This is a genomic window from Hominimerdicola alba (assembly GCF_900112155.1).
GTDB classification, from domain to species: Bacteria; Bacillota; Clostridia; order Oscillospirales; family Ruminococcaceae; genus Hominimerdicola; species Hominimerdicola alba_D.
Map to the genome: position 1 here is coordinate 1 of NZ_FOKQ01000030.1, position 24,121 is coordinate 24,121.

19 protein-coding genes, 5 tRNA genes and 1 other RNA gene are annotated in these 24,121 nt (G+C 47.2%); 12 read left to right on the forward strand and 13 right to left on the reverse strand.

The features are described 5' to 3' along the window. Window positions 1–307 precede the first annotated feature (307 nt). The gene (locus BM265_RS14515) at window positions 308–1,510 is read left to right on the forward strand and encodes a 6-phosphofructokinase (protein WP_074962667.1); all 1,203 of its coding nucleotides are present in this window, start codon (window positions 308–310) and stop codon (window positions 1,508–1,510) included. 296 nt (window positions 1,511–1,806) lie between these two features. Here the strand turns inward: BM265_RS14515 and BM265_RS14520 are convergent, their stop codons facing one another. Then, window positions 1,807–2,724, reverse strand: coding sequence for an AEC family transporter (locus BM265_RS14520; protein WP_074962669.1), 918 nt, complete (start codon window positions 2,722–2,724; stop codon window positions 1,807–1,809). 173 nt (window positions 2,725–2,897) lie between these two features. Beyond that, complete coding sequence (locus BM265_RS14525) at window positions 2,898–4,553, reverse strand: SulP family inorganic anion transporter (protein ID WP_074962726.1); 1,656 nt, start codon at window positions 4,551–4,553, stop codon at window positions 2,898–2,900. Window positions 4,554–5,005: 452 nt separating this feature from the next. Here BM265_RS14525 and BM265_RS14530 point away from each other — a divergent pair, with 452 nt between their 5' ends. The 6 genes from BM265_RS14530 to BM265_RS14555 all read left to right on the forward strand — a co-directional run bounded on the left by BM265_RS14530 (window position 5,006) and on the right by BM265_RS14555 (window position 7,879). Then, a complete protein-coding gene (locus BM265_RS14530; protein ID WP_074962672.1) occupies window positions 5,006–6,943 on the forward strand; it encodes a cellulase family glycosylhydrolase in 1,938 nt (645 codons plus the stop codon). Window positions 6,944–7,302: 359 nt separating this feature from the next. Then, window positions 7,303–7,375, forward strand: a tRNA-Val gene (locus BM265_RS14535). A 46-nt stretch (window positions 7,376–7,421) separates the two neighbouring features. Beyond that, window positions 7,422–7,495, forward strand: a tRNA-Asp gene (locus BM265_RS14540). A gap of 7 nt (window positions 7,496–7,502) precedes the next feature. Next, a tRNA-Phe gene (locus tag BM265_RS14545) sits at window positions 7,503–7,578 on the forward strand. Window positions 7,579–7,582: 4 nt separating this feature from the next. Then, window positions 7,583–7,655, forward strand: a tRNA-Gly gene (locus tag BM265_RS14550). A 151-nt stretch (window positions 7,656–7,806) separates the two neighbouring features. Continuing rightward, window positions 7,807–7,879, forward strand: a tRNA-Gly gene (locus tag BM265_RS14555). 89 nt (window positions 7,880–7,968) lie between these two features. On the opposite strand, the gene BM265_RS14560 is transcribed toward BM265_RS14555, so the two are convergent. The 5 genes from BM265_RS14560 to BM265_RS14580 form a co-directional block, all read right to left on the reverse strand. Then, entirely contained in the window at window positions 7,969–9,042 is a 1,074-nt protein-coding gene (locus tag BM265_RS14560) for an aminopeptidase P family protein (protein WP_074962674.1), read from the reverse strand. Beyond that, a complete protein-coding gene (gene aroQ, locus BM265_RS14565) occupies window positions 9,029–9,487 on the reverse strand; it encodes a type II 3-dehydroquinate dehydratase (protein ID WP_074962677.1) in 459 nt (152 codons plus the stop codon). The genes BM265_RS14560 and aroQ overlap by 14 nt, the downstream gene beginning before the upstream one ends. Window positions 9,488–9,510: 23 nt before the next feature. After that, window positions 9,511–10,131 carry a hypothetical protein gene (locus tag BM265_RS14570; protein ID WP_074962679.1) on the reverse strand — a complete coding sequence of 207 codons (621 nt, stop codon included), beginning with the start codon at window positions 10,129–10,131 and terminating at the stop codon, window positions 9,511–9,513. After that, window positions 10,128–10,655 (reverse strand): GNAT family N-acetyltransferase, encoded by a 528-nt coding sequence (locus BM265_RS14575; protein ID WP_074962682.1) that lies wholly within the window; start codon window positions 10,653–10,655, stop codon window positions 10,128–10,130. Before BM265_RS14575 ends, BM265_RS14570 begins: the two co-directional genes overlap by 4 nt. A gap of 77 nt (window positions 10,656–10,732) precedes the next feature. Further along, on the reverse strand, window positions 10,733–12,571 hold the full coding sequence (locus tag BM265_RS14580) for a L,D-transpeptidase family protein (protein ID WP_074962684.1): 1,839 nt from the start codon (window positions 12,569–12,571) through the stop codon (window positions 10,733–10,735). A 316-nt stretch (window positions 12,572–12,887) separates the two neighbouring features. Between BM265_RS14580 and BM265_RS14585 the strand changes: the two genes are divergently transcribed. Next, entirely contained in the window at window positions 12,888–14,666 is a 1,779-nt protein-coding gene (locus tag BM265_RS14585; protein WP_074962686.1) for a Na/Pi cotransporter family protein, read from the forward strand. Between the two features lie 76 nt (window positions 14,667–14,742). On the opposite strand, the gene BM265_RS14590 is transcribed toward BM265_RS14585, so the two are convergent. The 4 genes from BM265_RS14590 to BM265_RS14605 all read right to left on the reverse strand — a co-directional run bounded on the left by BM265_RS14590 (window position 14,743) and on the right by BM265_RS14605 (window position 16,904). After that, entirely contained in the window at window positions 14,743–15,246 is a 504-nt protein-coding gene (locus tag BM265_RS14590; protein WP_074962688.1) for a hypothetical protein, read from the reverse strand. Window positions 15,247–15,516: 270 nt separating this feature from the next. Then, window positions 15,517–15,924 carry a helix-turn-helix domain-containing protein gene (locus BM265_RS14595; protein WP_024857772.1) on the reverse strand — a complete coding sequence of 136 codons (408 nt, stop codon included), beginning with the start codon at window positions 15,922–15,924 and terminating at the stop codon, window positions 15,517–15,519. A 130-nt stretch (window positions 15,925–16,054) separates the two neighbouring features. Beyond that, window positions 16,055–16,432, reverse strand: coding sequence for a hypothetical protein (locus tag BM265_RS14600; RefSeq protein ID WP_074962690.1), 378 nt, complete (start codon window positions 16,430–16,432; stop codon window positions 16,055–16,057). 28 nt (window positions 16,433–16,460) lie between these two features. Beyond that, window positions 16,461–16,904: a hypothetical protein gene (locus BM265_RS14605; protein WP_074962693.1), complete on the reverse strand. Its 444-nt coding sequence runs from the start codon at window positions 16,902–16,904 to the stop codon at window positions 16,461–16,463. A 388-nt stretch (window positions 16,905–17,292) separates the two neighbouring features. On the opposite strand from BM265_RS14605, the gene BM265_RS14610 reads away from it, so the two are divergent. From BM265_RS14610 to BM265_RS14625, 4 genes are all read left to right on the forward strand, one after another. Further along, window positions 17,293–18,615, forward strand: coding sequence for a hemolysin family protein (locus BM265_RS14610; RefSeq protein ID WP_074962694.1), 1,323 nt, complete (start codon window positions 17,293–17,295; stop codon window positions 18,613–18,615). 23 nt (window positions 18,616–18,638) lie between these two features. Beyond that, complete coding sequence (locus BM265_RS14615; RefSeq protein WP_242940862.1) at window positions 18,639–19,967, forward strand: transglutaminase domain-containing protein; 1,329 nt, start codon at window positions 18,639–18,641, stop codon at window positions 19,965–19,967. A 148-nt stretch (window positions 19,968–20,115) separates the two neighbouring features. Further along, window positions 20,116–21,315, forward strand: a complete 1,200-nt coding sequence (locus tag BM265_RS14620; RefSeq protein WP_074962698.1) for a hypothetical protein — start codon at window positions 20,116–20,118, stop codon at window positions 21,313–21,315. Window positions 21,316–22,014: 699 nt separating this feature from the next. Next, window positions 22,015–23,187: a hypothetical protein gene (locus tag BM265_RS14625; RefSeq protein WP_074962700.1), complete on the forward strand. Its 1,173-nt coding sequence runs from the start codon at window positions 22,015–22,017 to the stop codon at window positions 23,185–23,187. A gap of 48 nt (window positions 23,188–23,235) precedes the next feature. On the opposite strand, the gene BM265_RS14630 is transcribed toward BM265_RS14625, so the two are convergent. Both BM265_RS14630 and ssrA read right to left on the reverse strand, forming a co-directional pair. Next, complete coding sequence (locus BM265_RS14630) at window positions 23,236–23,568, reverse strand: four helix bundle protein (protein WP_242940863.1); 333 nt, start codon at window positions 23,566–23,568, stop codon at window positions 23,236–23,238. 196 nt (window positions 23,569–23,764) lie between these two features. Beyond that, window positions 23,765–24,119: a transfer-messenger RNA gene (gene ssrA / locus BM265_RS14635) on the reverse strand. Window positions 24,120–24,121: the final 2 nt, after the last annotated feature.

Genomic DNA, 24,121 nt, shown 5'->3' on the forward strand with positions numbered 1-24,121 from the left:
CCTCGCAATGGAGCTGCGCCGACGCCCTGTTATGGATAGGCAGAACGAAGGAAGTTGGGACTTCACGTGACGAATGATCCCGTTGGACAGAGGAGGTTTGCTGCCGTAACGGATATGGGTCGCATCAAGGCTGTCAAAACAGATCTCTCAAGACGTTTTGTTTGCTATACCCTGATAACGTTAAATCCGGCATTCAATGCTTTGGATCATCCATAACTTGGTTCATTTCTTGAACATAACTTTATGAAATACTGAGATTTCGCGAGTATTTACGAGATTTTACAAGATATTTTGAGGAGGTATACAAATGAATATTGCAGTTGCTCAGTCGGGCGGACCGACCTGTGCTATCAACGCGTCCTTGGTAGGGGTATTCAAGGAAGCGCTGAAAACTCCCGCGATAGACGCTGTTTTCGGCTCTATCAACGGTATCGAGGGCATGATCAAGGATGAGCTCATCGACCTTAAAATGGTGATAAGGTCAAATGAGGATATGGAACTTTTAAGACAGACTCCCTCCACAGTACTCGGTTCGTGCAGATACAAGCTTCCCGCTGCGGACGTTGATGATGAAGTCTACCGCAAGATACAGACTAATCTGGAAAAGCACCGTATCCAGGCGTTTTTCTACATTGGCGGTAACGATTCGATGGATACGGTGGACAAGCTTTCGGTATATCTGAAATCGGTGGGTTCCGATATCAGGGTCATCGGTATCCCGAAGACCATCGATAACGACCTGCCTGTGACAGACCACACTCCCGGCTTTGGCTCGGCGGCTAAATACGTGGCGGCTACCGTGCAGGAGATAATCCGCGACAGCTCGGTTTATTCCGTGGATTCTGTTACCATCATCGAGATAATGGGCAGACACGCAGGCTGGCTCACAGCTTCCACCTGTGTGCTGAGGGCTAACGACGAGATAGCTCCCCACCTGATATATCTCCCCGAATGTGACCTTGACGCTGACAAGTTCCTTGAAGATGTTCGCATAATGCAGGCTAAGCACAAGGCTGTCATCGTGGCTGTATCCGAGGGTGTGCGCATACCCGAGGAGAACAGGAAGGATATCGTGGTGGATAACTTCGGTCATGAGTACCTTTCGGGCATCGGCAAGACCCTTGAACAGCTGGTAAAGGACAGGATAGGCTGTAAAGTCCGCTCCATCGAGCTCAACGTTATGCAGAGATGTTCTTCTCATATCTGCTCCAAGACTGATATCGACGAAGCCGAACTCATCGGCAGTGAGGGCGTTAAGCGTGCTCTTGCAGGCGAATCGGGCAAGATGGTATACTTCAAGCGTCTCAGCGACGTTCCCTACGTTATAACCATCGAAACAGCAGATGCTTCGCAGGTTGCAAACAAAGAGAAATTCTTCCCGAAAAAGTGGGTGAACCACGCCCGCAACGATATCATGCCCGAGGCTGTAAAATACTTCCTGCCTCTTATCCAGGGCGAAGTGAAGATAGCCATGAAGAATGGTATGCCTGTTCATTTTAAGCTGAAATGATCTATTGGGATCCTTGGCAATGCGATTCCGTTCACCGTAGTAAGTAAGATGAGTGAACGGCACTCTCTTGTGCTTTCAAAAAATATACGCATCAAAATTTAGATCGGGATATGATGGTATAGTCGGATATTTGTTGCATCTGATAGTTTGTGAGTTTTCACCCATGACGGTGTGGCAATAATTTTACGTACAAAGCAAGAGCGTATGCATTAGTTTTGCATACGCTCTTGCTTCTGCAAGCCTTTCGCGAAAAGCTTGATCCAAAAGCTCTCTTACTTGGCAGTTACCACATATTTTTAGAACATTTCCCCCAGCATAGTTACCAGCGGAAGTGTCACACCGCTCAGGAGAGTGGTCACTGCGAAGAATTCGGAACAGCGTTCGGGGTTTTTATCGAACTGTATGGCAAACATGGTGCCTGTTGTGGCTACGGGGCAGGCGGATGCTATCAGCACAACCATTTTTACCATGTGGGGCGCAGGCAGGAAATGCACCAGTGCAAATGCGATGATCGGCAGAAGAAGCAGTTTGTAGGCGCACACCATGTAAAGTCCCTTGTTTTTCAGGGCTTTGAGCACGTTGGTCTGTGCCGCAGCCGAGCCTGCTATCAGCATGGCTAGGGGAGTGTTCATATCCGAGATGTATTTCAGCGGTGTGTGAAGTATCTCTGGCAGATGTATCTGCGCCAGGTAGAAGATAAGTCCCACGAATACCGCTATAACAGAGGGTGAAGTCGCCGCCTTGATGAATGATTTGAAATCGCGGCTCTCTTTCATGGTCATGTAGCCGTGTGTCCACACGAGGATGTTGAAAAGCGTGATGTAAGCCGTGAGGTAAAGCACACCCTCATCGCCGTAAATGCCCCTTATCAGCGGTATGCCGATGAATCCGCAGTTTGAATATACAGCCGAGAAGCGCTCCAGAGAATGTTCGGGGCGCTTTTTGCTTATTATCAGGGTTGAAAGCGCTATCATCACGCCAAAGGATATCCCCGACAGCAGGAATGACCACAGCAGACCTTTCAGCAAACGGCTGCTGTACTCGCTCTGGTAGGACATGAATATCAGCAGAGGGTTGACGATGTACAGCGCCACCTTTGAAAGCTGCTTGTTGCCCTCCTTGGTTATAAGCCCTTTCAGACTGCACCCAAGTCCGATGAGGAGTATTATGAACATAATGACTATCTGTTTTAATATAACTGTTCCCGCTCCCATAAAATGCCCCCTTTTAAAATATCACTTCACCAGTATAAAGATATAATATGAATATTTCGACCAAATTTTCTGATAATTTCTGGAAATGCGCAAAATGCCGCTTATAGCACAAAAGCGGAGAACAGAATGTTCCCCGCCTTAGTAAATATATATGGAAATTTATTATGACCTTATCAGTCGTTGACAGGCTCGGATTCTGCCTTTACAGAGGCATTTCTGAGGCTGTTTTCAATAGCTTCGGCACGAAGAAGTGCAGTATCTATGTGATCGCAGAAATTCTCTTTGCCCAGCATATCCACCAGACCAGCCTTTTCCATGGCGTGCATGGGCTGTTCGTTAGCGTGGGAGAATACTACGCTGACATTGTGCTTTGCACAGCGGTTTACAACGTCGGAGAGCGATGCAACGCCCGATGCGTCTATTGCGGGAACGTTTCTCATTCTGATAACGAGAACGTCGATATCCTTGTCGTCCATCATGTAGCCGAACTTGTCGGCTGCCGCAAAGAACATGGGTCCGTTTATCTCGAATACGCGGGTATTCGCGGGGATACGCTTCAGCAGGATATTGTCGGGGTCTGTGTCCTCGTCATCAAAATCTATCCATGCGTGAGCTTCGGTAACGTCTGCCATACGTTTCATGAAGAGCATAGATGCGGCCACCATGCCGACACCGATGGCTACAACAAGGTCGAATACGACGGTCAGCACTATGGTGAGTATCAGTACAGCGATATCGCTCTTGGGAGCGGTCTTTATCATGTCGCGGATATTCTTCCAGCCACACATATTATAAGCTACTATAAAGAGTATAGCCGCGATGGTTGGCATGGGTATCAGTGATGCATAGGGCATCAGCAGAACAAGTATGCCAAGCAGTACCACCGAGTGTACCATACCTGCGATAGGAGTTCTGCCGCCGTTCTTTACGTTTGCGGCTGTTCTTGCGATAGCGCCTGTTGCGGGGATTCCGCCGAAAACAGCAGAGCCGATATTAGCGGCACCCTGTGCGATGAGCTCCATGTTGGAACGGTGCTTTGAACCTATCATACCATCAGCAACAACGCAGGAAAGCAGAGATTCAACAGCGGCCAGCAGAGCGATGGTGAATGCGTTGGGCACCATAGCCTTTATGGTGGCGAAGCTTACATCGGGGATAGTCACCTTTGGCAGATCAGAAGATATGGTGTACAGGTCGCCTATGGTGTTTACCTTTATTCCGCTGAGCTCTACTATCGCCGAGCAAAGCAGTACAGCTATCAGTGAAGCAGGGATCTTATCCAGCTTTTTAGGCCAGAATATCAGCACAGCCAGAGATATCAGACCGATAACCAGCGCCTGCCAGTTAATGGTTGTGATGCTTCTGCCGATCTCAAGCAGCTTGTCGGTGGTCTCGATAGGTGAGCTTGAAAAAGTCAGTCCCATGAAGTCCTTTACCTGACCGATAACGATGGTCACGGCGATACCAAAGGTAAAGCCCGCGGTGATAGTTCCGGGGATATACTTTATAAGACTGCCGAATCTGCAAAGACCCATGACTATCATTATGATGCCTGCCATAATAGCGGATATCATAAGTCCCGACATACCGTCCTTGGCGACTATGCCTGCCACGATGGTTGCAAATGCCGCGGTAGGACCTGCTATCTGTACACGGCTTCCTCCGAGGAAGGATACTATGAATCCTGCCACGATAGCGGTATACAGACCCTGTTCGGGACCGACACCGGATGCCAGTGCCAGCGCGATGGAAAGCGGCAGAGCGATTATCGCCACGATAACACCTGCGACCAGATCCTTAACGAACTGTGCTTTTGAGTAGTTTTTCATTACCGAAAACAGCTTTGGCTTCAGCTTAACTTCGGTAGGCTTTTTTGCTACCTGCTCCAAATCATTTCATCTCCATAAATAATTTATGCCGAAATCGGCACAGCTTTTACATTATACTACTATAAAAGGTGGATTTCAATGTATTTTTTATTACATATTTAATTTTGTAGGCTTGTTTATAAATCGGGGTAATTTATATGGATTTGTGTGTATTTTATCCTGTTTGATACGGCTGATACAACAGTTGCGGGCATAATCTTCGGTTGAATATATTTATAATATATAATGTGTATATATTTGGGCTGACCCTTGTAACCGAAAGTCTTCCATATTATGGCAGAATGTTTATCCGGACATCTTTACAATCAAAATCAAATGTGATATAATCAATACGTTAGGGCATTTTATGCCGAAGGGATATGGTGTAATATTTTTATGTAAGGAGAATGTTAATGAACCGAGGTATCTCAAAAAAGGTCATCGCGTGCTTTGTTGCTATGAGCGTGGTCATTATCGGACTGATAATCGCGCTGGTCGTAACGAATCGCGGCAAAGACGATGATTCATGGAAGAAATCTTCGCCGAAGAAAAAGTCGGAATCTGTTTCTTCTGTGGTTGATGACAGCGAAGCGGAAGAAGAGGAAGAAGAGGAAGACTCCGAGGAAGAAGAGGAGGACTCTGAAAGCGAGGAGGAAGAATCCGAAGCTGAGAAAGAGGACGATGTTAAAAAAGAAGGATATGTAGTCAGCTGGTCTTCAAGCAACGGCTGGGAGGACAGCGGCAAGCAGATGAGCGGTCTGGATATCGGTATTGCCAATTACAGCGATGATGCTGTCAGCGGCTGGACACTTGAACTTGAAGTTGCTGACCTGAAATCTGTTGACGGCTGGAACGGTACTTTCACCATCAAGGGCAATACCCTTACTATAACGAATGCCGATTATAACGGCGATATCGCAAAGGGCGGCTCTGTTACCCTAGGCTGCAACATCGGTACAGGCAGTTCGCTGAATGTGAAGTCAGCAAAGCTCAACGGTGTTACCTGCACTCTTAAAAAGGGCAAGGTGAGCCAGAACAACAATAATAACAGCAATAACAACAATAATAACAATAACAACGAGAAGAAAGACGTTGATGTGAAGAAGCTGCTGAAGCGCTCGAAAGATGCCGAGCAGGGTGACGACTGGCTGCACACCGACGGCAACAAGATACTGGATGCTGACGGCAAGCAGGTATGGCTGACAGGCGTGAACTGGTTCGGCTACAACACAGGTACAAATACATTCGACGGTCTGTGGAACAGCGAATTAGCTCCTACTGTCAAGGCTATCGCAGATCACGGCTTCAACCTGATACGTGTGCCTATCTCCGCTGAACTGCTTAACCAGTGGGCGGCAGGGGAGTATCCTCAGGCTAACTACAACAACGCCTACAACGAGGAACTCAACTCCATGAATTCTCTGCAGATATTCGATTATTTCCTTAAACTGGCAGAAGAGAACGGCATGAAGGTAATGCCCGATATCCATTCGGCTAATACCGATGCATCGGGTCACAATGCAAATCTGTGGTTCACTGACAGAGTAAGCGCCAAGGAATACTATGCAGCGCTGGAATGGCTGGCTGACCGCTACAAGGACAATGATACTATCATAGCCATCGACCTGAAGAACGAACCTCACGGCAAGCCTGCCGAGGGCGATCAGGCGGCTATATGGAATGACAGCAAGTCTGCCAACAACTGGAAGTACGTTGCTGAAACAGCTGCAAAGAAAGTACTCGCAAAGAACCCCAACGTTCTTATAATGGTAGAGGGTATTGAGATATACCCCAAGGATATCAAGAAGAACGGTGACTACAAGTCGCAGGACAACGATGATTACTACTTCAACTGGTGGGGCGGAAATCTCCGCGGCGTAAAGGATTATCCTATCGACCTCGGAAAGTATCAGGACAAGCTGGTATACTCACCCCACGATTACGGCCCAACTGTATATGAGCAGCCTTGGTTCGAGGGCGACTACGATTTCAAGAGCCTGAAAAAGGACTGCTGGCAGGACAACTGGCTGTACATCAATGATAAAAAGACTGCACCCCTGCTGATAGGCGAGTGGGGCGGCTTCATGACTGAGCCTAATATCACCTGGATGACTTATATGCGCCAGCTGATAAAGGAGAACCACCTGAACCATACCTTCTGGTGCTTCAATGCAAATTCGGGCGACACAGGCGGACTTGTCCTGGACGACTTCACCACATGGGACGAAGAGAAGTACGAGTTTGTAAAGGAAGTGCTCTGGCAGGAGAGCGGCAAGTTCGTCGGACTTGACCACAAGATACCTCTGGGTGAGAACGGTATCACACTTTCAAAAGCAAAGGGTCTGAAATAAGATAGTAAAAGACATTAGAAATTGTACTTTGAAAACGAGAAAAGTTTGATATATGCTTTTGCGAAGTTCGCAAAGCTGAAAGTTCAATGTTGTTTACTGTGACTATGGGCGGAGAAAATTAATTCTCCGCCCTTTTTGCGCGTTTTTAAAGGGGTAGTTCGATGAAATATACTCTCTGATTTGTTTAATATCTGCAATAGTTTTCAAGAATTTTAAATCAAGCAGGGCTAATTTTACAAAGTGAAAAAAACTCAAAAAAAGTTTGAAAAACCTCTTGACAAATGGGGGTCAATGGTGTATAATAGATACTGTTGTGAGGGACGAAACGAAAACGAAACGAACTTCACAGGTAAGAATATGGGGGTTTAGCTCAGCTGGGAGAGCATCTGCCTTACAAGCAGAGGGTCACAGGTTCGAGCCCTGTAGTCCCCATCGGTCAGAAGTGTGCAGAAACTTCTGCACACGACTTTTCTGACACGGCCCGGTAGTTCAGTTGGTTAGAACGCCGCCCTGTCACGGCGGAGGTCGTGAGTTCGAGTCTCATCCGGGTCGCTTATATGCTTCTGTAGCTCAGTCGGTAGAGCAGGGGACTGAAAATCCCCGTGTCGGTGGTTCAATTCCACTCGGAAGCACCATTTTGCGGATTTAGCTCATCTGGTAGAGCGCCACCTTGCCAAGGTGGAGGTAGCGAGTTCGAGCCTCGTAATCCGCTCTTCTTTATCCCGATACATAAGTATCGGGATAAATTGATAAATGCGGGTTTATTTCAACGCTAGAATACCTTTCTTCCTGAGAGGAGAAACTTGTTTAACTCAAGTGACCCGCTCCACTGAATGCCGATTTTATATCGGCATTTTTCATATGCGGATTTAGCTCATCCGGTAGAGCGCCACCTTCCCAAGGTGGATGTGGCGAGTTCGAGTCTCGTAATCCGCTTGTTCCCTCGGCTTCGGCTCGGGGGATTTTTTTGTGCGCAAAAAAAGCAGAGGGCGAATACCCTCTGCTTCTTATATTATAATAGTATATTACAGACAGATAAGCTCCTTGGGTGCAAGAGTCATATTCTCACAGCCGTTTGCCCTGACGATGGCGAAATCCTCTATCCTTACACCGAACTCGCCTTCGAGATAGATACCGGGCTCGATGGTTATAACGGAATTCTCGGGGATAAGAGCGGTGGAAACAGGGGAACCGTAGGGCTCTTCGTGTATCTCCATACCCACGCCGTGGCCGAGAGAATGTCCAAATTTGTCGCCGTAGCCTGCGGCATTGATGATATCCCTTGCGGCGGCATCGAAATCCCTGCCTGAGATATCAGCTTTAAGAGCGTCAATGCCCGCCAGCTGAGCTTTCAGCACGATGTCATATACCTCGCGCATTTTGTCGGTAGGTTCACCAACGCATACAGTTCTCGTCATATCGCTGTGATAGCCGTCCACTACTGCACCGAAGTCCATCAGCACGAATTCGCCTTTCTGTACCCGCCTGTCGGAGGGCACGCCGTGGGGCATTGAGGTATTGGGACCGCTGAGAACTATGGTGTCGAAACTCAGCGCCTCAGCACCGTGGGAAAGCATGAAATAATCCAGTTTCAGCTGCATCTCTTTCTCTGTCAGACCCTCTTTTATGTAGCCCAGCATGAACTCGAAGCCCTGCTCGGCTATGCGCTGTGCGGCGATCATCTTTTCGGTCTCTTCGGGAGATTTCACCATGCGTGTCTGACGTATCAGCTTCCCAAAACGTCCGTCTGCAGGTATTTCAGCTTCAAGCTTGCTGCGGTAATGCGCCAGCTGACTGACCGTGCAGGTCTGGCTGTCGATGGCTATCTCTTTAGCACCGTGTTTTTTGATAAGTTCGTTCATCTGGGCGAATCTTTCTTCGCCTCTGCCTTCAAGTATCACCGTGCAGCCAACTGCGGTGGCGCGTGCTTTTTCGATGTACCTTGAATCGATTATCAGATAGCTTTCCTCGGGGAATACCAGCACGGTACCAGCGCTGGACTTCATCTGCGTGAAGTAACGTCTGTTGACTTCATCGGTGATGATGCCGCAGCCGCCTACCTCAGCTATCCTTGACTGCAAGCGTTCAAGCCTTGTCAACAGCTTCGACCTCCGTCCATCTGTAATTTAGAGCATCTACTGCCATAAGATAGGAATACTTGCCGAAACCGCTTATCTGACCTGCACATACGGGGGCTATCACTGACTTCTCGCGGAACTCGTCCCTTGCATGGATATTGCTCAGATGTACCTCAACAACAGGTATCTTTATTGCTGCGATAGCATCACGGATGGCGTAGCTGTAATGGGTGTAAGCGCCTGCATTCAGTACTACACCGTCGAACTTCTTTCTTGCAAGGTGCAGTTCGTCGATTATCTCACCCTCGTGGTTCGACTGATAGACCTCGCAGTGCATACCGAGATCCAGTGCGTGGGCAACTATCTCGTCGTTTATGGACTCGAAAGTGTCGGTGCCGTAAACACCCGGTTCTCTTTCTCCAAGAAGATTGAGGTTCGGTCCGTGTATCACAAGTATCTTTTTCATATGGTCCTCTTTTCTGCCGCCCTTTATTCAGCGCTGGACGGCTTTGTTATTTCAAGCTGGATATAGCTGTCTATCTCGCCCTGACGGACAAAGAACATATCGTACAGCCCCTCTGTGGATTCGTCGGAATTTACGCACATACCGCCGAGGTCGCCGTAATTTTCCCTGTTGGGCTTGAAGCCGTAGTCGTTGGCAAAGCCTTCGGTGTCGGCAAGTTCTTTCAGCTTGTCTTCGGTAAGGGCGGTGAAATCGTCCACATTGTCGTGCTTGCAGATGTAAATGTTCCAGCCATCGTCCACATCGGTATCGATGTACATTTCAAATACCTCGTCAAGCTCGAAGTTTTTTATCGGTACGGTCTTGGTGAAGCCCTCTTCAGCCATTTCGTCTATCATGGGGGTATTTCTCCATGTTGACTTGGACTCCAGTATCAGTCCCTTTATCACTGAGGGTTTGGTTTCATCGTAATCCATCAGTATACCGGTGGTATCCTCTTCCTCGACGATGCTGTCTTCGGTATCGGTCACGGAGATGTTTCCGCCTTTATTGTCCGGCTTTTTCTTATTATTTTTGCCCTTACTGTCGCAGGCAGCCAGACACAGCACCGCTGCAAGCAGGGGTATCAGTAGTATTTTTATGTTCATATCTTGTCACCGTCCATTCTCTTTTCAAAACGAAACATTTCTTCTGTGGACTGTTCACTGCTGTCCTCATGCCGTTCGGGGTGGATCTTGTTGAAAAACTCGACTATACTGAATCCGCAGCGGTTCACGTAAAAATGGATATTTCTCTTCTCAAAATAAGGTGTGAAAGTCTCCCAGACCTTTACCTGCGGATATCTTCGCTCTGCTTCGCACCACGCTGCATAGCCTATACCCTTGCCGTGTTCTGTGGGTGATACGAAAAGCAGTTCAAGCACGCCTTTGTCGTCTTTGATGTTCACTACCATGCCGCCGACGATCTTCCCGTCTTGCATTATGCGTAAAGCTTCACCTTTGTCGATACAGACTTCGATAGTTTTTGCGGAGATTATCTCGCCTTCTTCCTCAAAATGGTCATCCCGCAGTCCGAATTCTTCAAGCGCCCCGTAATTGAAAGCTTCCTGATTATCCTTGATGAACTTTTCTCTGTCGTCATCATGCAGTATTTCAAGATATATACCTTCCATATCATCCTCCGAAAAAACCGACGGAGAACGCCCCGTCGGTTTTACAGCAAACTTGTCGTTCTGTAACTTACTGCTCTTTACCAGTACAGAAATACAGGCGTATCTAACGGAGCATTTTCGTATATGTACTGTGCTGCGTCGTATGGCAGGTTAACGCAGCCGTGGCTGCCCCATGTGGGTGACTGGTACTTTTCGCCGCCGAATACGCCGCCCTGCCAGGAAGCATCATGGAAGCCGATGCCTATGGTGCTGAAATAGTTCCAGAATTCAACGTAGGAAGCGTAGGACTGCCCGTCGGAGCTGCCAACCAGTGTCTTGCCGCGCTCTTTCAGCCAGAGCTTGTACACGCCTGCGGGAGTATTTCTCGATTCGCTGGGGTAACCCGATACGATATCGCTCTCCATCTTCATCTCGCCGTTCTCGTAGTACCACATATGCTGCATTTTGAGGTCAACATCGAAATAGGTATCGCCGTAATCGGTCTTGTCGGTGAGCCAGTCGGGGTTGCAGGTGTAGCTATAGGTAGAGTCCGGGTTGACATAGTATATAGCGTCTGTTCTGGTGGATTCGCAGTTTTCGATACATTCGATTATGTGATCGGTCATAGCATCCTGATCCAGCCACCAGCCGTAGCAGCCTTCGCCCTGGGGCACGGTGATCGGACCTCTGCTGGTAGAAACGAACTCTCTGTCCTTGCCGTAGGTATCATATCTGCTTGCCAGCAGGCTGACATACTGCTCTACCTTTTCGCGGTCAACTTCCAGCGAATTTACGGGAGCTTCCTCGTCGTAGCCCACCCACTTCATTATCGTAGCGCCGTCTATCTTCTCGGTGCCGAGCTGGAAATCTATGACGATCTCGATATTGTGCAGATTGTTGAGTTTCTTGCACTGCGCGTAAAGTTCGTCCGAATGGACAACAGCTTTTTTGTAGCAGTCCACGGAGCCTATAGCGATATCGAAGTTCAGCTCGTCCAGTTCGCTCTCGACATAATCGAAGAGGAGCTGTATCTTGTTTGTATCGATGGTATCGCCGTCATCCTCGCCAACCACCTCAAAGGTTCCGCTGTCGTTGCGCCTTATATAAGCGTCCTGGGGAGCCTTGGCTTTCTGGTTCTTAATCAGCTTGTGAGCAAGGATGTTTTCAAGCTTTTTCTTGTCATAATGGAAAGAATTCTTTATGGAATATTCTTCCTTATCGAACATGGCGCTGAGCCATTTTCCGTGATCCTGACCGTTGTAGTACTTGTTTACCATCTCTTCGGTATTGTCCTTATAGCCAATATCCGCAAGTGGTATGGATATCTGGGAACCGTCCCTCTTGGTCAGCATCAGCACATCGGGGATAGCGGCTTTTTTCTTTACCTCAGCCAGAGCCTCGCGTCTGTCCATTCCGCCCACATCAACGCCGCTGATGTAAGTGTTATCGAGGAAAGAGTCCTCGTACATCTTATTGCCGATTATAAGAAATCCGCCGCCTGCCATAAGACCTGTCAGCAGTATGCATGAGCATATCAGTGCTGCTCTAGTGGCGGTCATTGGCTTCTTTTTCTTCTTTTTGATAGTTACAGCGGGCTTTTTCACAGCAGCTGCCTTGGCTGTGTTTTTTGTGCTCCTGCTGCCAGAGGTATTTTTGGTATTGGCGCTGCCGCCCGACGTTCTCTTTGCACCGCTGCCTGATCTTGATGCAGTGCTGCTGTGCTGTCTTGATGCGGTACTTCTCCTGCTGCCCGATGAACTTCCGGCATAAGCTTTCTGCGGTCTTCTATCTCTTCCCGACCGGGCATAAACAGTGTCAAAAGCGTCCTCGCCGAAATCTGTCACACCCCTTGCAGGTTCGGGCTCATCGCCGAAATTCTCGGTCATGGACATATTTCTTGCGATCATTCTGGCAAGGTCTTCTTTTCTGTTCTCCATAAAAAAGAAACTATCCTCCTACTCAAATAGAAACTCGTACACTCTCCTCGCCTATACATATATAGTACAGGTATCCATTTTTATTATACAACACTTTTCAATCTTTTTCAAGGACTTTTTGAAAGTTTTTTCACGCTCTGAAGGCATACCAATTGTACATTTTCCCTAATAATCAACATTGTTATCCTAAAGCCATTCTGCTGTGTGATTAATTGACAATCAGGCTTTTTTAAGTTATAATTTATGTGTACGAGTATAATAGGTTTTAGAGATGGGCAGCCGGGGGGCTGTCAAGGAAAGTAAAGGAGTTAAAATAATGACGAACTTTTTTAGGATACTTGCCGCCGTGGGCGGACTTGCGATGTTCATTTACGGAATGAAAACGCTGAGCACGGGACTGGAAAAGACCGCAGGCGGTTTTATGGAGAAGGTGCTGGCAAAGGTATCGGGAAATATATTTACAAGTGTACTGTTCGGAGCTATCGTAACTGCTGCGGTACAGTCATCGACGGCAACAACAGTAATAGTCATAGGTCTTGTTAACGCAGGACTTCTGAAACTCCGCGGCGCTGTGGGCATAATCATGGGCGCCAACATAGGTACTACGATGACTGCCCAGATAACCAGACTTGCAGGCGGCAGCGGGGATTCAAACAACTTCTCCACTACAGTGTCGGCAGTACTGGCAATATCAGGAATACTGTTCATAATGATAGCCAAAAAGAACAAGTACAAGACCATCGGCGAGATACTCATAGGTGTATCGATACTCTTTGCGGGTATAAACACCATGAAAAGCAATCTGGAGCCGATCCTCAAGGGCTCTGAAGCAGTACGCAGCCTGTTCGGGCTCCTGCAGAATCCTGTACTCGGAATACTGGTAGGTATAGTAGTTACTATATGCACCCAGTCATCGGCTGCTGCTGTCATCATACTCCAGACAATATCCAGCGGTTCAGGCGGTGCTGTACTGTTCGCATCGGCATTCCCCATAATCATGGGTACCAACATCGGTACCTGTGCGACACCTCTGCTGTCGTCGCTGAAATCTTCAAAGAACGCAAAGAGAGCGGCACTGCTGCACTTCTATTTCAACCTTATAGGTACCATACTGTTCCTGATAGTTATATACACAGTCCAGGCAACTGTTGGCTGGAGCTTCTGGGACAAGGAATTTACACAAGGTGACATCGCGAACTTCCATACTATATTCAACGTTATAGTAACGGCGATATTCATACCCTTTGCCGGTGTGCTTGAAAAACTGGCGTGCATCACGGTGCCCGATAAGCCCGACGAGGAAGAGGACGTATTCTCCAAGGAAGATCTGCTTGATGAGAGATTCCTTGTTACCCCAAACGTTGCTATCGCACAGACAAGGGAAGCTGTTGTTCAGATGGGTATATATGCCCGCAAGAACTTTGAGGCTGCCTGCATGATGTTCGATAAGTACGACAGCAGGGAGATAGAGAAGATCAACGAGCGCGAGGAGCTTCTGGACAGGCTGGAAGACCGCGTTGGTCAGTACCTTATCAAGCTCAACGACTGTAAGCTGAACGAAGACGAGGGACGTATGGTGACAACGCTGTTCCATCTTATAAGTGAGTTTGAGCGTATCGGTGACTACTCGGTGAACCTCAGTGAAACAGCAAATGTGCTTTATGAGGAAGAAGCTCATTTCTCTGAAAGAGCCAACAAGGAGCTCATGGTAGTCCATGGCGCTATTGCTGAGATAATCGGTCTTGCGATAGAAGCTACAAAGACTATGGAGATGAATATCCTGACAGAGATAGAACCTCTCGAAGAGGTTGTTGACCGCCTTGTTGAGGAGCTTAAAGCTGTGCATATCGATCGCTCAAAGAACGGTCAGTGCCCTATCGAGGTCGGCATACATTTCCTGGATATTCTCACCAACGTGGAGAGAATTTCCGATCACTGCTCGAATATAGCGATATATCTTATCTCTACCAAGAAGCAGTATGAAACTCTCAAAAAGCACGAGTACCTCGACGAGCTCCACAAGCATGGTCCCGAGACCTACGAGAAGAAGCTCAACGAGTACAGCGCCAAGTATTCTCTTGAAACTTTGGCTTGATTTGAATTTGAATATAATGTTTGCGATAAATGCCGGAGGAGATCTATTGAAAGAACGGTTTCCTCCGGTGATTTTTTTATTTCAGAGCGCTGAACTGCCCGCACACATATCTGCGCAGTTCTTCGCCGCTGAGGGCTATGCCCAGCTGTGAGGCAGTCTCACCCCAGCTGGGTACGCGGCAGTCGGGCTTATCGAAATAGCGGTACTGCACCACCATTTTTGCCAGCCCCTCCAGATGGTCGCGCCTGTCTTCAAGACGTCTGCGGCGGAGGGTCAGGTCGGCGAGTTCAAGTGTCTCGCTGCGTATCTCGGCACGCAGCAGCGGCAGCTGGGGAGAATTGTTTTTCTCTGCGCGGTCAGCCTTTGCAAGCAGTTCCGTAAGCCGTCTTCGGGTGCAGGCTTCGTTCTTGCAAAGTGTTCTGTACTGTGAAAACTCTTTGGCACGCACGCTGGCAAGACTGCTTCGGGTCTCGCCGTTCAGCTTTGCGGGTCCTCCCAGAGGGATAGCTAAAAGTTCGGCTATGTATGAATATATGTCCAGCGAATCAAGGACATCTTTGTTTGATGTGTTTCTTTCCATTTTCTCCTCCTGTGTTCGCGCGTCAGCTGATCTTGCCTGCCGATGGGGCGGTACGGCTAGTGGTGTCAGCGTCTGCGGATATTTTTTATTTGGCTGTGACTATATTATAGCTCAAACAAATGTTCTTGTCAAGAACGTTTGTTCTAAAAATATAATTTCGGCATTTTGCACATCACTAGCAGGGCGTGGTTAGCGAATTTTTTGCACGGACACAGAAAAAGCACCTCTGCCAAACAGCAGAAGTGCCATAAAATGCCTATTTACCGCATATTACATATTCAGCAGAGTTTTTATCTCGCTGATAGCGGGGATAATATTATCTACGGTCTTGACCATCTCAAACAGGCGGATACGCTCCTCCTCATCGATGATGCCGTCGCGGGCGATATCAACAAGTGCGCGGGATATCTGGTCGAGATCGGCAGCGGAATTTGCAAACTCGATAACGATACGGTCAAGGTTCTTCTCGATCTTTACGGGAGAAGTGTCGCGCAGCAGAAAATCAGTGGTAACGCTGAAATAATTGCTGATAGCTACGATCTTTTCAGCGTCGGGCAGGGACTGTCCCAGTTCCCACTTGGAAACTGTCTGTCTGCTGACATCAAGGGCATCGGCAAGTGTCTCCTGCGAGCAGCCGCTGCGATTCCTGAGGTATAACAATTTATCTCCGATGTTCATTTCCAAACTTCCTTTCAGAAAAAATTCCTTTGGATAATTATAACACGGATAGCGATATTTTTCAATAGGTTAGTTTTGCATAACTTGACTTTTTTTCGCATGAAGCTGCCACAGCGGGGGAGAATAGTATCTACACTTCGGGGTATGGCAATATGCCCAGAGAATATGATACTTCTTTGGTTAATTCGTCATCGGGAAGATCATAGGGAAAAGGCTCGGCATCTTCCATGGTGTTTTTCATCAGATCGTCTTTGGTGCCAAATGCTATCACAATAAAGGGTTTGTCCCTGAAAAGTACTTCGTCAACGCAATAGTATTCGCCGTTATAGGTTAATACAGGTCTATTTGAAATGTGTGCTTCTTCAAGATTGCCCGAATAGCTGGTGGTCTTTTGCCCGCAGGGAAGTTCGATATCAGATATCTCGGCGCCCATGCTAAGCATTATTTTCTCGACCTTGTCTTTGACCGCCTCAAATTCGGCTCTTGTAACGTTTTTATACCACCACATAGCAGACCTCCCACGAACTTTTGATATCCTATCTGTTTTTTACGGAGCTTCTTTTGCCGCATACAGGACAAACAACTATTTTGATGCCGCTGCCCTGCGGAACATCCAGCTTGCAGCCGCATTCACAGTAAACAGCTTTTGGTCGGGCTGATTTAAGCTGACTAAGCGGGGTATAGCCTTTGTTGTTTGTTATGTAGCTGCTTTTTTTGCCGCCCTTGCCTATCAGCTTGTTGATAAACAGGGTGAACCTGATATTCTCGGCTTCACGCCTTGTGATGTCTTTTGAAAAAACGCGGGACACGTTTATCAGCATTGTCAGTCCTGTAACGCCGAGTATACCGCTTGTTGATAGATGCGGTATGCGCCAAAGCACGGTGCGTGTCAGCAGTGCGATGAGCAGGCACAGAGCCGTTATGGCCAAAAACAGCATATCAAAGCCGTATCTGTCTTTCATGAACTTCAGTCTTTTCATTGATATCCTCCTGAATGCGGGTATTATATATCATGGAAATTATATCATACTATATGATATAAGTAAAGAGTGGGTAGATAGCTGACCGTCAAGTCTTCTGCTTATGGACACAATTTGATAAAAAACGGGTAATTTTTTGTGCCGTTTTTTGACATATACGAAAAATGTCTGAAAGGAGCGAAATATGCCTTGACAATCAGGACAATGTTTGATATGATATATATAATATCAAAGTGTGAACTTTTTTGTATACCAAACCAGTTGTATGGATACCGAAATGCGGCACAGATCGGAGAGCAAGATGTCAGCAGAGCCGAGATATTGGCTTATGCGGCATATTATGTGCGGCGTTCGGTATATGTTTGTTAAGAAAGGAATTTGATGACTGATGGACGTTCCCGAACCGGGGTTTATTGGCGCGGCTGTACCTGTGCTGTGCGGACTTCTGACAGCGTTTTTTTATGCCTGCGAGTGCAGTGCTGCTGAGATATCCGATTCGCGGCTGAAAAAGCTTGCGGAAACCGACAAGCGCGCTGCATCTGTGGCGAAAATGCTTGAGCATACAGGGCGATTCCTGAACGTGAACCTCATCGCCCGAACCGCCCTTATAGCATTTCAGACAGCCTGCGCTTTTATATGGTTCTTTACACCTATGAAAAAAGCCTTTGCGGATATGTGGGGCGGATATGATATCGCGGCGGGGATATGCTCCGGGGCGGTGATCATATTGCTCATAACTGTATGGGTGGGCACGGTGTGCATGGGCGTGCCTAAAAAGCTTTGCTCTGCGGGCAAAACAGGTGAGAACTTCCTGCTGAGGACGGCAGGTATCTATCGCGCTTGGCTGGCACTTTTCAGACCGATAGAGCTTATCAGCTGTGGTCTTACGACTGCCTTGCTCAGGCTTTTCGGCGTTAAAAACGTTAATGCCGAGGAAGCGGTCACCGAGGAAGAGATACTCATGATGGTTGACGCTGTCAACGAGACAGGCGCTATCGAGGAAAGTCAGGCGGAGATGATAAGCAATATCTTCGAGTTTGACGATATCGAGATAGGCGAGGTAATGACTCACCGAACCGAGGTAGCCGCCATAGACGAGAGCGCACCTATCCGCGAGGCTGTTGAACTTGCCATAGAGAGCGGATTCTCACGTATACCCGTATACAAGGACAGCATCGATGATATACAGGGCGTTATCTACGCCAAGGATCTGCTTACGCTGGTTTTTCATGAAAGCGCTGAGGACAGGACAGTTAAGGATTTTATGCGCGAAGTGATATTCGTGCCCGAAAGCCAGAAGTGCGGAGAGCTTTTCAAGGAGCTTACCGCTAAAAAGATACAGATGGCGGTGGCTGTTGATGAATACGGCGGAACTGCGGGTGTTGTTACACTTGAAGATCTGATAGAAACTATAGTTGGCGATATCGTGGACGAATTCGACGACGAGAGCGAGGAGATAACCAAGATCTCCGATGGCGTTTTTGAAATAGAGGGAAATGCGGGCTATGAGGATGTTATGGAAGCCCTTGGCAAGGAACCCGAGGAGGATTCCCCTTTTGAAACGATAGGCGCCATGGTAATAGAACTGCTGGGACATATCCCCGATGACGGCGAAAGAGCTTCCGTCACATGGGAGAACGTAAAGTTTACGGTAATGCAGGCAGAAGACAGAAGGATAGGCAGGATCAGGGCAGAGCTTTGCACCGAGTAAAGGCTCTGCGGAGCTTTTAAGGAGTGGTTTCTTTGAGCGGAAAGATTTGGGCGGCTGTTACAGGGCTCGCACTGCTTCTTGCGGCAGCGGGCGGGGGATACTATGCCTATAAGACACTGGACAGCAGAACAGGAACTGATATTGTCATATCCGGTAAGGACGAGGGCAGGGTCGTTACCAGACGCAGTAAAGTCGAGCTTCCTGGTGCAGGCGGCGAGGTCGTTGTCAAAGAAGAAGTATCCTCAGAAACGGAAGATCTTTCCATAAGCAAAGAAGAAGCTGAAAAGGTCGAAATGCCTTATGCGGCGGATTATTTCGCACAGCGGCTGACAGATGACGAAGCAACAGTCTGCCGACAGATATACAAGGGCATCACTGACCGCGAAGAAACCATATATATAAAGAATGATGTGGTGAGCTCGGAGGATATCTGTCAGCTCATAGTTATGGTGGTCACGGGTTCGCCCGAGATAGACTATATAGATACCAACTATTCGGTGCAGGTGGACGCTGACGGCTTTGCTTCGGCGATATTCATGACCTACACAAGGAGCGCCGAGGATTCCGAGATACGCAATATGCTGACTGAACAGGCGATAGACCATATCTATGCGGGTATGGTTTCTGATTGGACAGATTTTCAGAAGTACAAATATATCCACGATGCGCTGGTGAAGAACTGCTATTACTACGAGGCGGACGGCGACTGCTATACCGCCTATGGCTGTCTTGTGGGCGGAAATGCGGTGTGCGAGGGCTACTCAAAGGCGCTTATGCTTTTGTGTGACAAAGCGGGCATACCATGTCTTCCTGTTATCGGGCAGGGCATAAATGAGGATGGCACTGCTCAGGGACATATATGGAACAAAGTGATGCTGGACGGCGAGTGGTACGCTTCGGATATCACCTGGGACGACCCTGTGTTTGAAAGCTCTGAGAATTATCTGAGGTACGATTATTTCTCCGTTACCGATGAAGAAATGAGCAGAAACCATGTGCAGGACGATAACAAGTTTATCATCGAGCCTGCCTGTGCTGCTACGGAATGTGATTATTACCGCTACTACGGTTATTTTGCACAGACTGTCGACGATGCGGAAGATGCTTTCAGAAACGCAGTAAGAGACGCTATGGCTAACGGCGAGGAGTATGCAAGGGTCAAATGTTCCGACAGGGAGTGCTTTGATGCAACGCTTAACTGGGTATTCGGCGACGGTACGGGAAACGAAGATCTTTTTGGTATGATAAAGCAGGGGATCTCCGATAATCCCGATTTCGGCTACAAGGCATCGGGCTATTCTGTCATAAACAATGTTGTGACCTACAATATCTCCATTAGGCTGAAAAAATAACGTATTAAGGCGCGATTTGTCTATTGTGACAAAATAATAGTGAAAAATCCGTTAACAAGGTTGAAATTTTAAAGCGGATGTGTTATAATAGAATGTAGCTTGATTTTATGAGCTTTTTGCTTTTTATAAATGAAAGGAATGTTGAGAAATGGGAGCTGTCTCCACAAGCAAGAAATCGAGTGCGGGCAAGAACGTATTGGTGTTCTTCATCGTATTCATGATATTGGAAATGCTGATAATATTCGGCATCGGCAAAGTCTTCAAGAATAAAGATGTAACGCCCAGCGTGCTGGGGTACAGCCTTTTTATAACTAAGGAAGACCTTATACAAACCGTTGATAACAGTCCTGTTGTGGCTGTTCCGAAGAACGTGCTGGTAATAGCATCTGACGGAGTAAATGATATCAAGAACAAGATCGGCTGCCCGATACTCTGCGAGAATGTTGAGAATGAAGGCACAGGTGTTTACTGGCTGGCAAACTTAGACTACGAAGATGGCAAGGACGGTTTTAAGTGCATCGTTTCCAACGGAGGAAAGCAGTATGTGATAAATAACTCCGATGCTATCGGTATATGCGGAAGCTATTTTGTTACAGCAGGCAAGGTTATAAACTTTGTTACCCAGAAGTTCGGCATGATATGCTGTGCAGTAGTTCCACTGTTCCTGCTGGTACTTATCGAGCTTATTATCGCTATCGCAACTCATTCTCCCGAAGAAGAGGACGATGAAGAAGAGGACGAAGAAGAAGGCGAGAAGAACGTACAGCTTGATGATTTCCTCTTTGGCGGAAAGAGCGAGGGCGAGCAGATAGCTAAGCGCAGAAAGAAGCCCGTACTTGAGGAAGACGATGAGGAAGAGGATGACGATATCGCTCTGGAGAAGCCTGTTAAGGCTCCTCATGCAGGTGATTTCGACTTTGATATTGAGGTGAGAAAGGCTACCAAGGCACCTTCCAGAATTCCCGATATCCAGGGATTCAGCGAACAGCCTGTACAGCAGCCTTCTGCTAAGCCCGATTTTGATCCTCGCGCTTTCGGCGACCCTCAGGCTCAGGCATATAATGATCCAAGAGCATTCTACGGCGCACAGCCTGAAGCTGCACCTCAGCAGGATAACGGCAGCCTGCGTCTGAAAGATGACGAGTACTACGAGAAGGCTTCCCAGCTGGTTGAAGGTAGTGAAGCTCCTGTAAGACCTGCAAGAAGACCCGCAGGTCAGAGACCCCGCAGAAGAAGACCTGTATCTTCTTCAAACGGTGCAAACGGCGCAGACAGCGGCGCATCACTTGAAGATCTGATGAAGCTGATGGAAGAAGAGCAGAGCAAGCTCAAGAGCCGCATGAAGTAATGACGGCGAAGTCAGCAGATTATTAATATGAAACATCAAGCCACAGTATTTTTCCTAAATTGGAAATACTGTGGCTTTTCTCTTGACTTATTAACTATTTTATGGTATAATATGTATAAGATGAAAATTGATCGTTGATCGTAGAAGTGCGAACCGGTTGACGATAGCGAAATTGATACAGGTAATGTCGGGAAAATCTGTTTCATATATTTGTACTTCAAAAATTCTTATATCACGGCAGCTGATAATACAATAAGTCAAATATTTTGGTGAAATTACTTTATAAATTTATCTTCTATGATATGTGGGCACTGCTGTTTGAAAAATCGGAATAACATATCAAATAGCAATGAATAAAGTCTTAAAAAAGCGCTCACGTATGCTGTCGTGAACGCTTTTTTTGCATAAATACAGGCGAAATTTCCATTATCTGGGCGAATAATGAACTTAACATTTCGTAACGTAAAACAACGTGTGCTCGAATATAATACTAAATCGAGTTATTGTTAAAATCTTTTCTGATTTGTCATATACATATACGTGTGATGGAAAAATACTGTGCAAATTCTGCAAAAAGTTTAATTGACTTGCAATATGAGGTATGATATAATAATCAAAATGATAAAACTGTTTTTTTCACAATAACAAGATTAATAATCTCGAACCAGGCTAAAAAATTTACAATAAAGGAGAGATAAAATGAAAAGGACACTTTCTGTTATCACTGCTGTGATCGCCGCTGCTGCGGCAAGCACTTTTGCGGCCTTTGCAGGAGATGTTGAACTTGATACAAAAAAGGCAGTTGAAACTGCCGACGGCATAACTTTTACTGCGGATTCAAAAGATCTGGCGGCTTCTCAGTTTACTGCAGATACCACTGTCACGGTAACATACAGCGGCGGAGAAAGCGGCAAGAGTTCCGTGAAGCTGGTGCTTGATTACTGGGATAAGAGCAACGATACCGAGTTTGATTTCGGTTCACCCGCAACTGTTGAGGTTGAGGCTTCAGAGTCCAAGGACGGCGAGGCTGTGTTCACCTATGCGGATATTACTGAGGCGCTCGGCGATAATGCGCTTTCATCGGTATTTGCCATAGATGTTGAAGCCAATGGAAGCACAGTTACCTGCACAGGATTTACTGCTACCAATGTTCTGTCCGCCAACGAAATGGCAGAGAACGATATCCGCCGTACAATAAGGGTACACGCTAAAAGGCCTGCCACCAGCCAGGACTGGGGTCAGAGCATATCTGTAGGTGTTGACCAGTTCGATGTCAGCACGCTGGCAGAGAATTCCTATGTTATCGCGGTATATGAATCCGATCTTGAAAAGGACGTTGTTTCGGCACCTGTTGAATTCATCATGCAGAGCACGGACGACACAGTTTCGCCCAAAGCCAAGAACAACACTGTATGGGGCAAGGTAGCTCCCGTAATCTTCAACAATAAGTATGCATTTTTTGATTTCGAGAGCATGGTGGACGCTTACGGAACCGATGATTTCTCCTGCGTTACCACTGTATACATTGGAGATACAGGCAAATCTCCCATAACCTGCACCGATATTTATGCTTTTGATATCAAGACTATTGCGAAAGAAGAGCCCGAGGTAACAGATGATTCCGAGGTGACCTCTGACAGCAACGAAGCTGTTGAGACCACAAAGCCGGCTGAGACCCAGGCACCTGCCGGCGTTACTGAAAAGGATAGTTCTTCATCGGACGATGTCGATGAGGAGAAGAGCAATTTCAAGCTGATAGTAATTGGTATAGTTGCAGGCGTAGTAGTAGCTGCCGGCGTGATATTCCTTATCCTCGGCAGAAAGAGCCGCGAGACATACGATGTAAACAAGCACAGGTATGTTAAGAAGTAACGTATAACCAAAAGACCGTCTCGGTTGAGACGGTCTTTTTTGTGTTCATTATGTGCGCCCGTTAGTCGGGTGAATATTAGGCTTTTTCTTTGCGGTTTTCAGCGAAGCAATGAGTATACGCTTGATCTCGAGACAATCGCTTAGCATTGATTCTCCGTGATCTTTTTCGATATAATCCGAGAGGATCAGAAGTCTGAGCCAGTATTCGGTCTCGGCAGTCTCTTTGAGAGCTATCTGCATTTTTGCGATAAAGTCAGCCCGACTGACTCCATAGGCGGCTTCGTTAGCATTAGCGCCTATTGAAGTTCCGCTTCTGATTATTTGTTTTGATATGATACTTTCTTTTTTCTCTTTGACGAGGTACTGATATAGCTTGACTATCCTTGCAGCGAATTACAGTGATTTATCCAATAAGGGATTATTATTTTCCATGCTTATTACCTCACTTAATGAATAATGAAAAATGAATAGTGAATAACGAATAATACAGAAACGCTCCTCTGAACATTCTACATTATTCATTATTCGCTATTCATTATTAATTTAGCCCTTGCCGCGTTAGCGACAAGGGCGTTTCTGGTGGAGATGAGGAGAGTCGAACTCCTGTCCGAAAGCCCATTCACACGAATTTCTACGAGTCTAGTCGGTTATTGTGGCTTGCGCCGATTCCCTTGCCGCGGGCAAACAGACACGCCCCTCGGTTCAGTAGGCTGCGATACATCTGCGGGTCACAGCCATCGCCCACAGACGTTCACCACTAGTCGACGCCTTTACCCGAGCCGTGGTACTCTCAGGCAAGACGGGCTGCCCTTAGGCTGCCATTGCAAAATTATCGTTGTCGTCTAATTTTAAAACGTACGCCGTTTAAGGAGAGTGCGCTCCTCCACTCGCTTATCGTCCTTCAAGACCCCCGTCGAAACCTTTACATCCCCTT

Coding starts and splice junctions, on each gene's coding strand:
- BM265_RS14620 (WP_074962698.1), top strand. CDS start 20,116: ATGGGAGCTGTCTCCACAAGCAAGAAATCGAGTGCGGGCAAGAACGTA.
- BM265_RS14625 (WP_074962700.1), top strand. CDS start 22,015: ATGAAAAGGACACTTTCTGTTATCACTGCTGTGATCGCCGCTGCTGCG.
- BM265_RS14575 (WP_074962682.1), bottom strand. CDS start 10,655: ATGGAAGGTATATATCTTGAAATACTGCATGATGACGACAGAGAAAAG.
- BM265_RS14595 (WP_024857772.1), bottom strand. CDS start 15,924: ATGAACATCGGAGATAAATTGTTATACCTCAGGAATCGCAGCGGCTGC.
- BM265_RS14530 (WP_074962672.1), top strand. CDS start 5,006: ATGAACCGAGGTATCTCAAAAAAGGTCATCGCGTGCTTTGTTGCTATG.
- BM265_RS14600 (WP_074962690.1), bottom strand. CDS start 16,432: ATGTGGTGGTATAAAAACGTTACAAGAGCCGAATTTGAGGCGGTCAAA.
- BM265_RS14610 (WP_074962694.1), top strand. CDS start 17,293: ATGGACGTTCCCGAACCGGGGTTTATTGGCGCGGCTGTACCTGTGCTG.
- BM265_RS14605 (WP_074962693.1), bottom strand. CDS start 16,904: ATGAAAAGACTGAAGTTCATGAAAGACAGATACGGCTTTGATATGCTG.
- BM265_RS14515 (WP_074962667.1), top strand. CDS start 308: ATGAATATTGCAGTTGCTCAGTCGGGCGGACCGACCTGTGCTATCAAC.
- BM265_RS14520 (WP_074962669.1), bottom strand. CDS start 2,724: ATGGGAGCGGGAACAGTTATATTAAAACAGATAGTCATTATGTTCATA.
- BM265_RS14570 (WP_074962679.1), bottom strand. CDS start 10,131: ATGAACATAAAAATACTACTGATACCCCTGCTTGCAGCGGTGCTGTGT.
- BM265_RS14585 (WP_074962686.1), top strand. CDS start 12,888: ATGACGAACTTTTTTAGGATACTTGCCGCCGTGGGCGGACTTGCGATG.
- BM265_RS14580 (WP_074962684.1), bottom strand. CDS start 12,571: ATGGAGAACAGAAAAGAAGACCTTGCCAGAATGATCGCAAGAAATATG.
- BM265_RS14525 (WP_074962726.1), bottom strand. CDS start 4,553: ATGAAAAACTACTCAAAAGCACAGTTCGTTAAGGATCTGGTCGCAGGT.
- aroQ (WP_074962677.1), bottom strand. CDS start 9,487: ATGAAAAAGATACTTGTGATACACGGACCGAACCTCAATCTTCTTGGA.
- BM265_RS14590 (WP_074962688.1), bottom strand. CDS start 15,246: ATGGAAAGAAACACATCAAACAAAGATGTCCTTGATTCGCTGGACATA.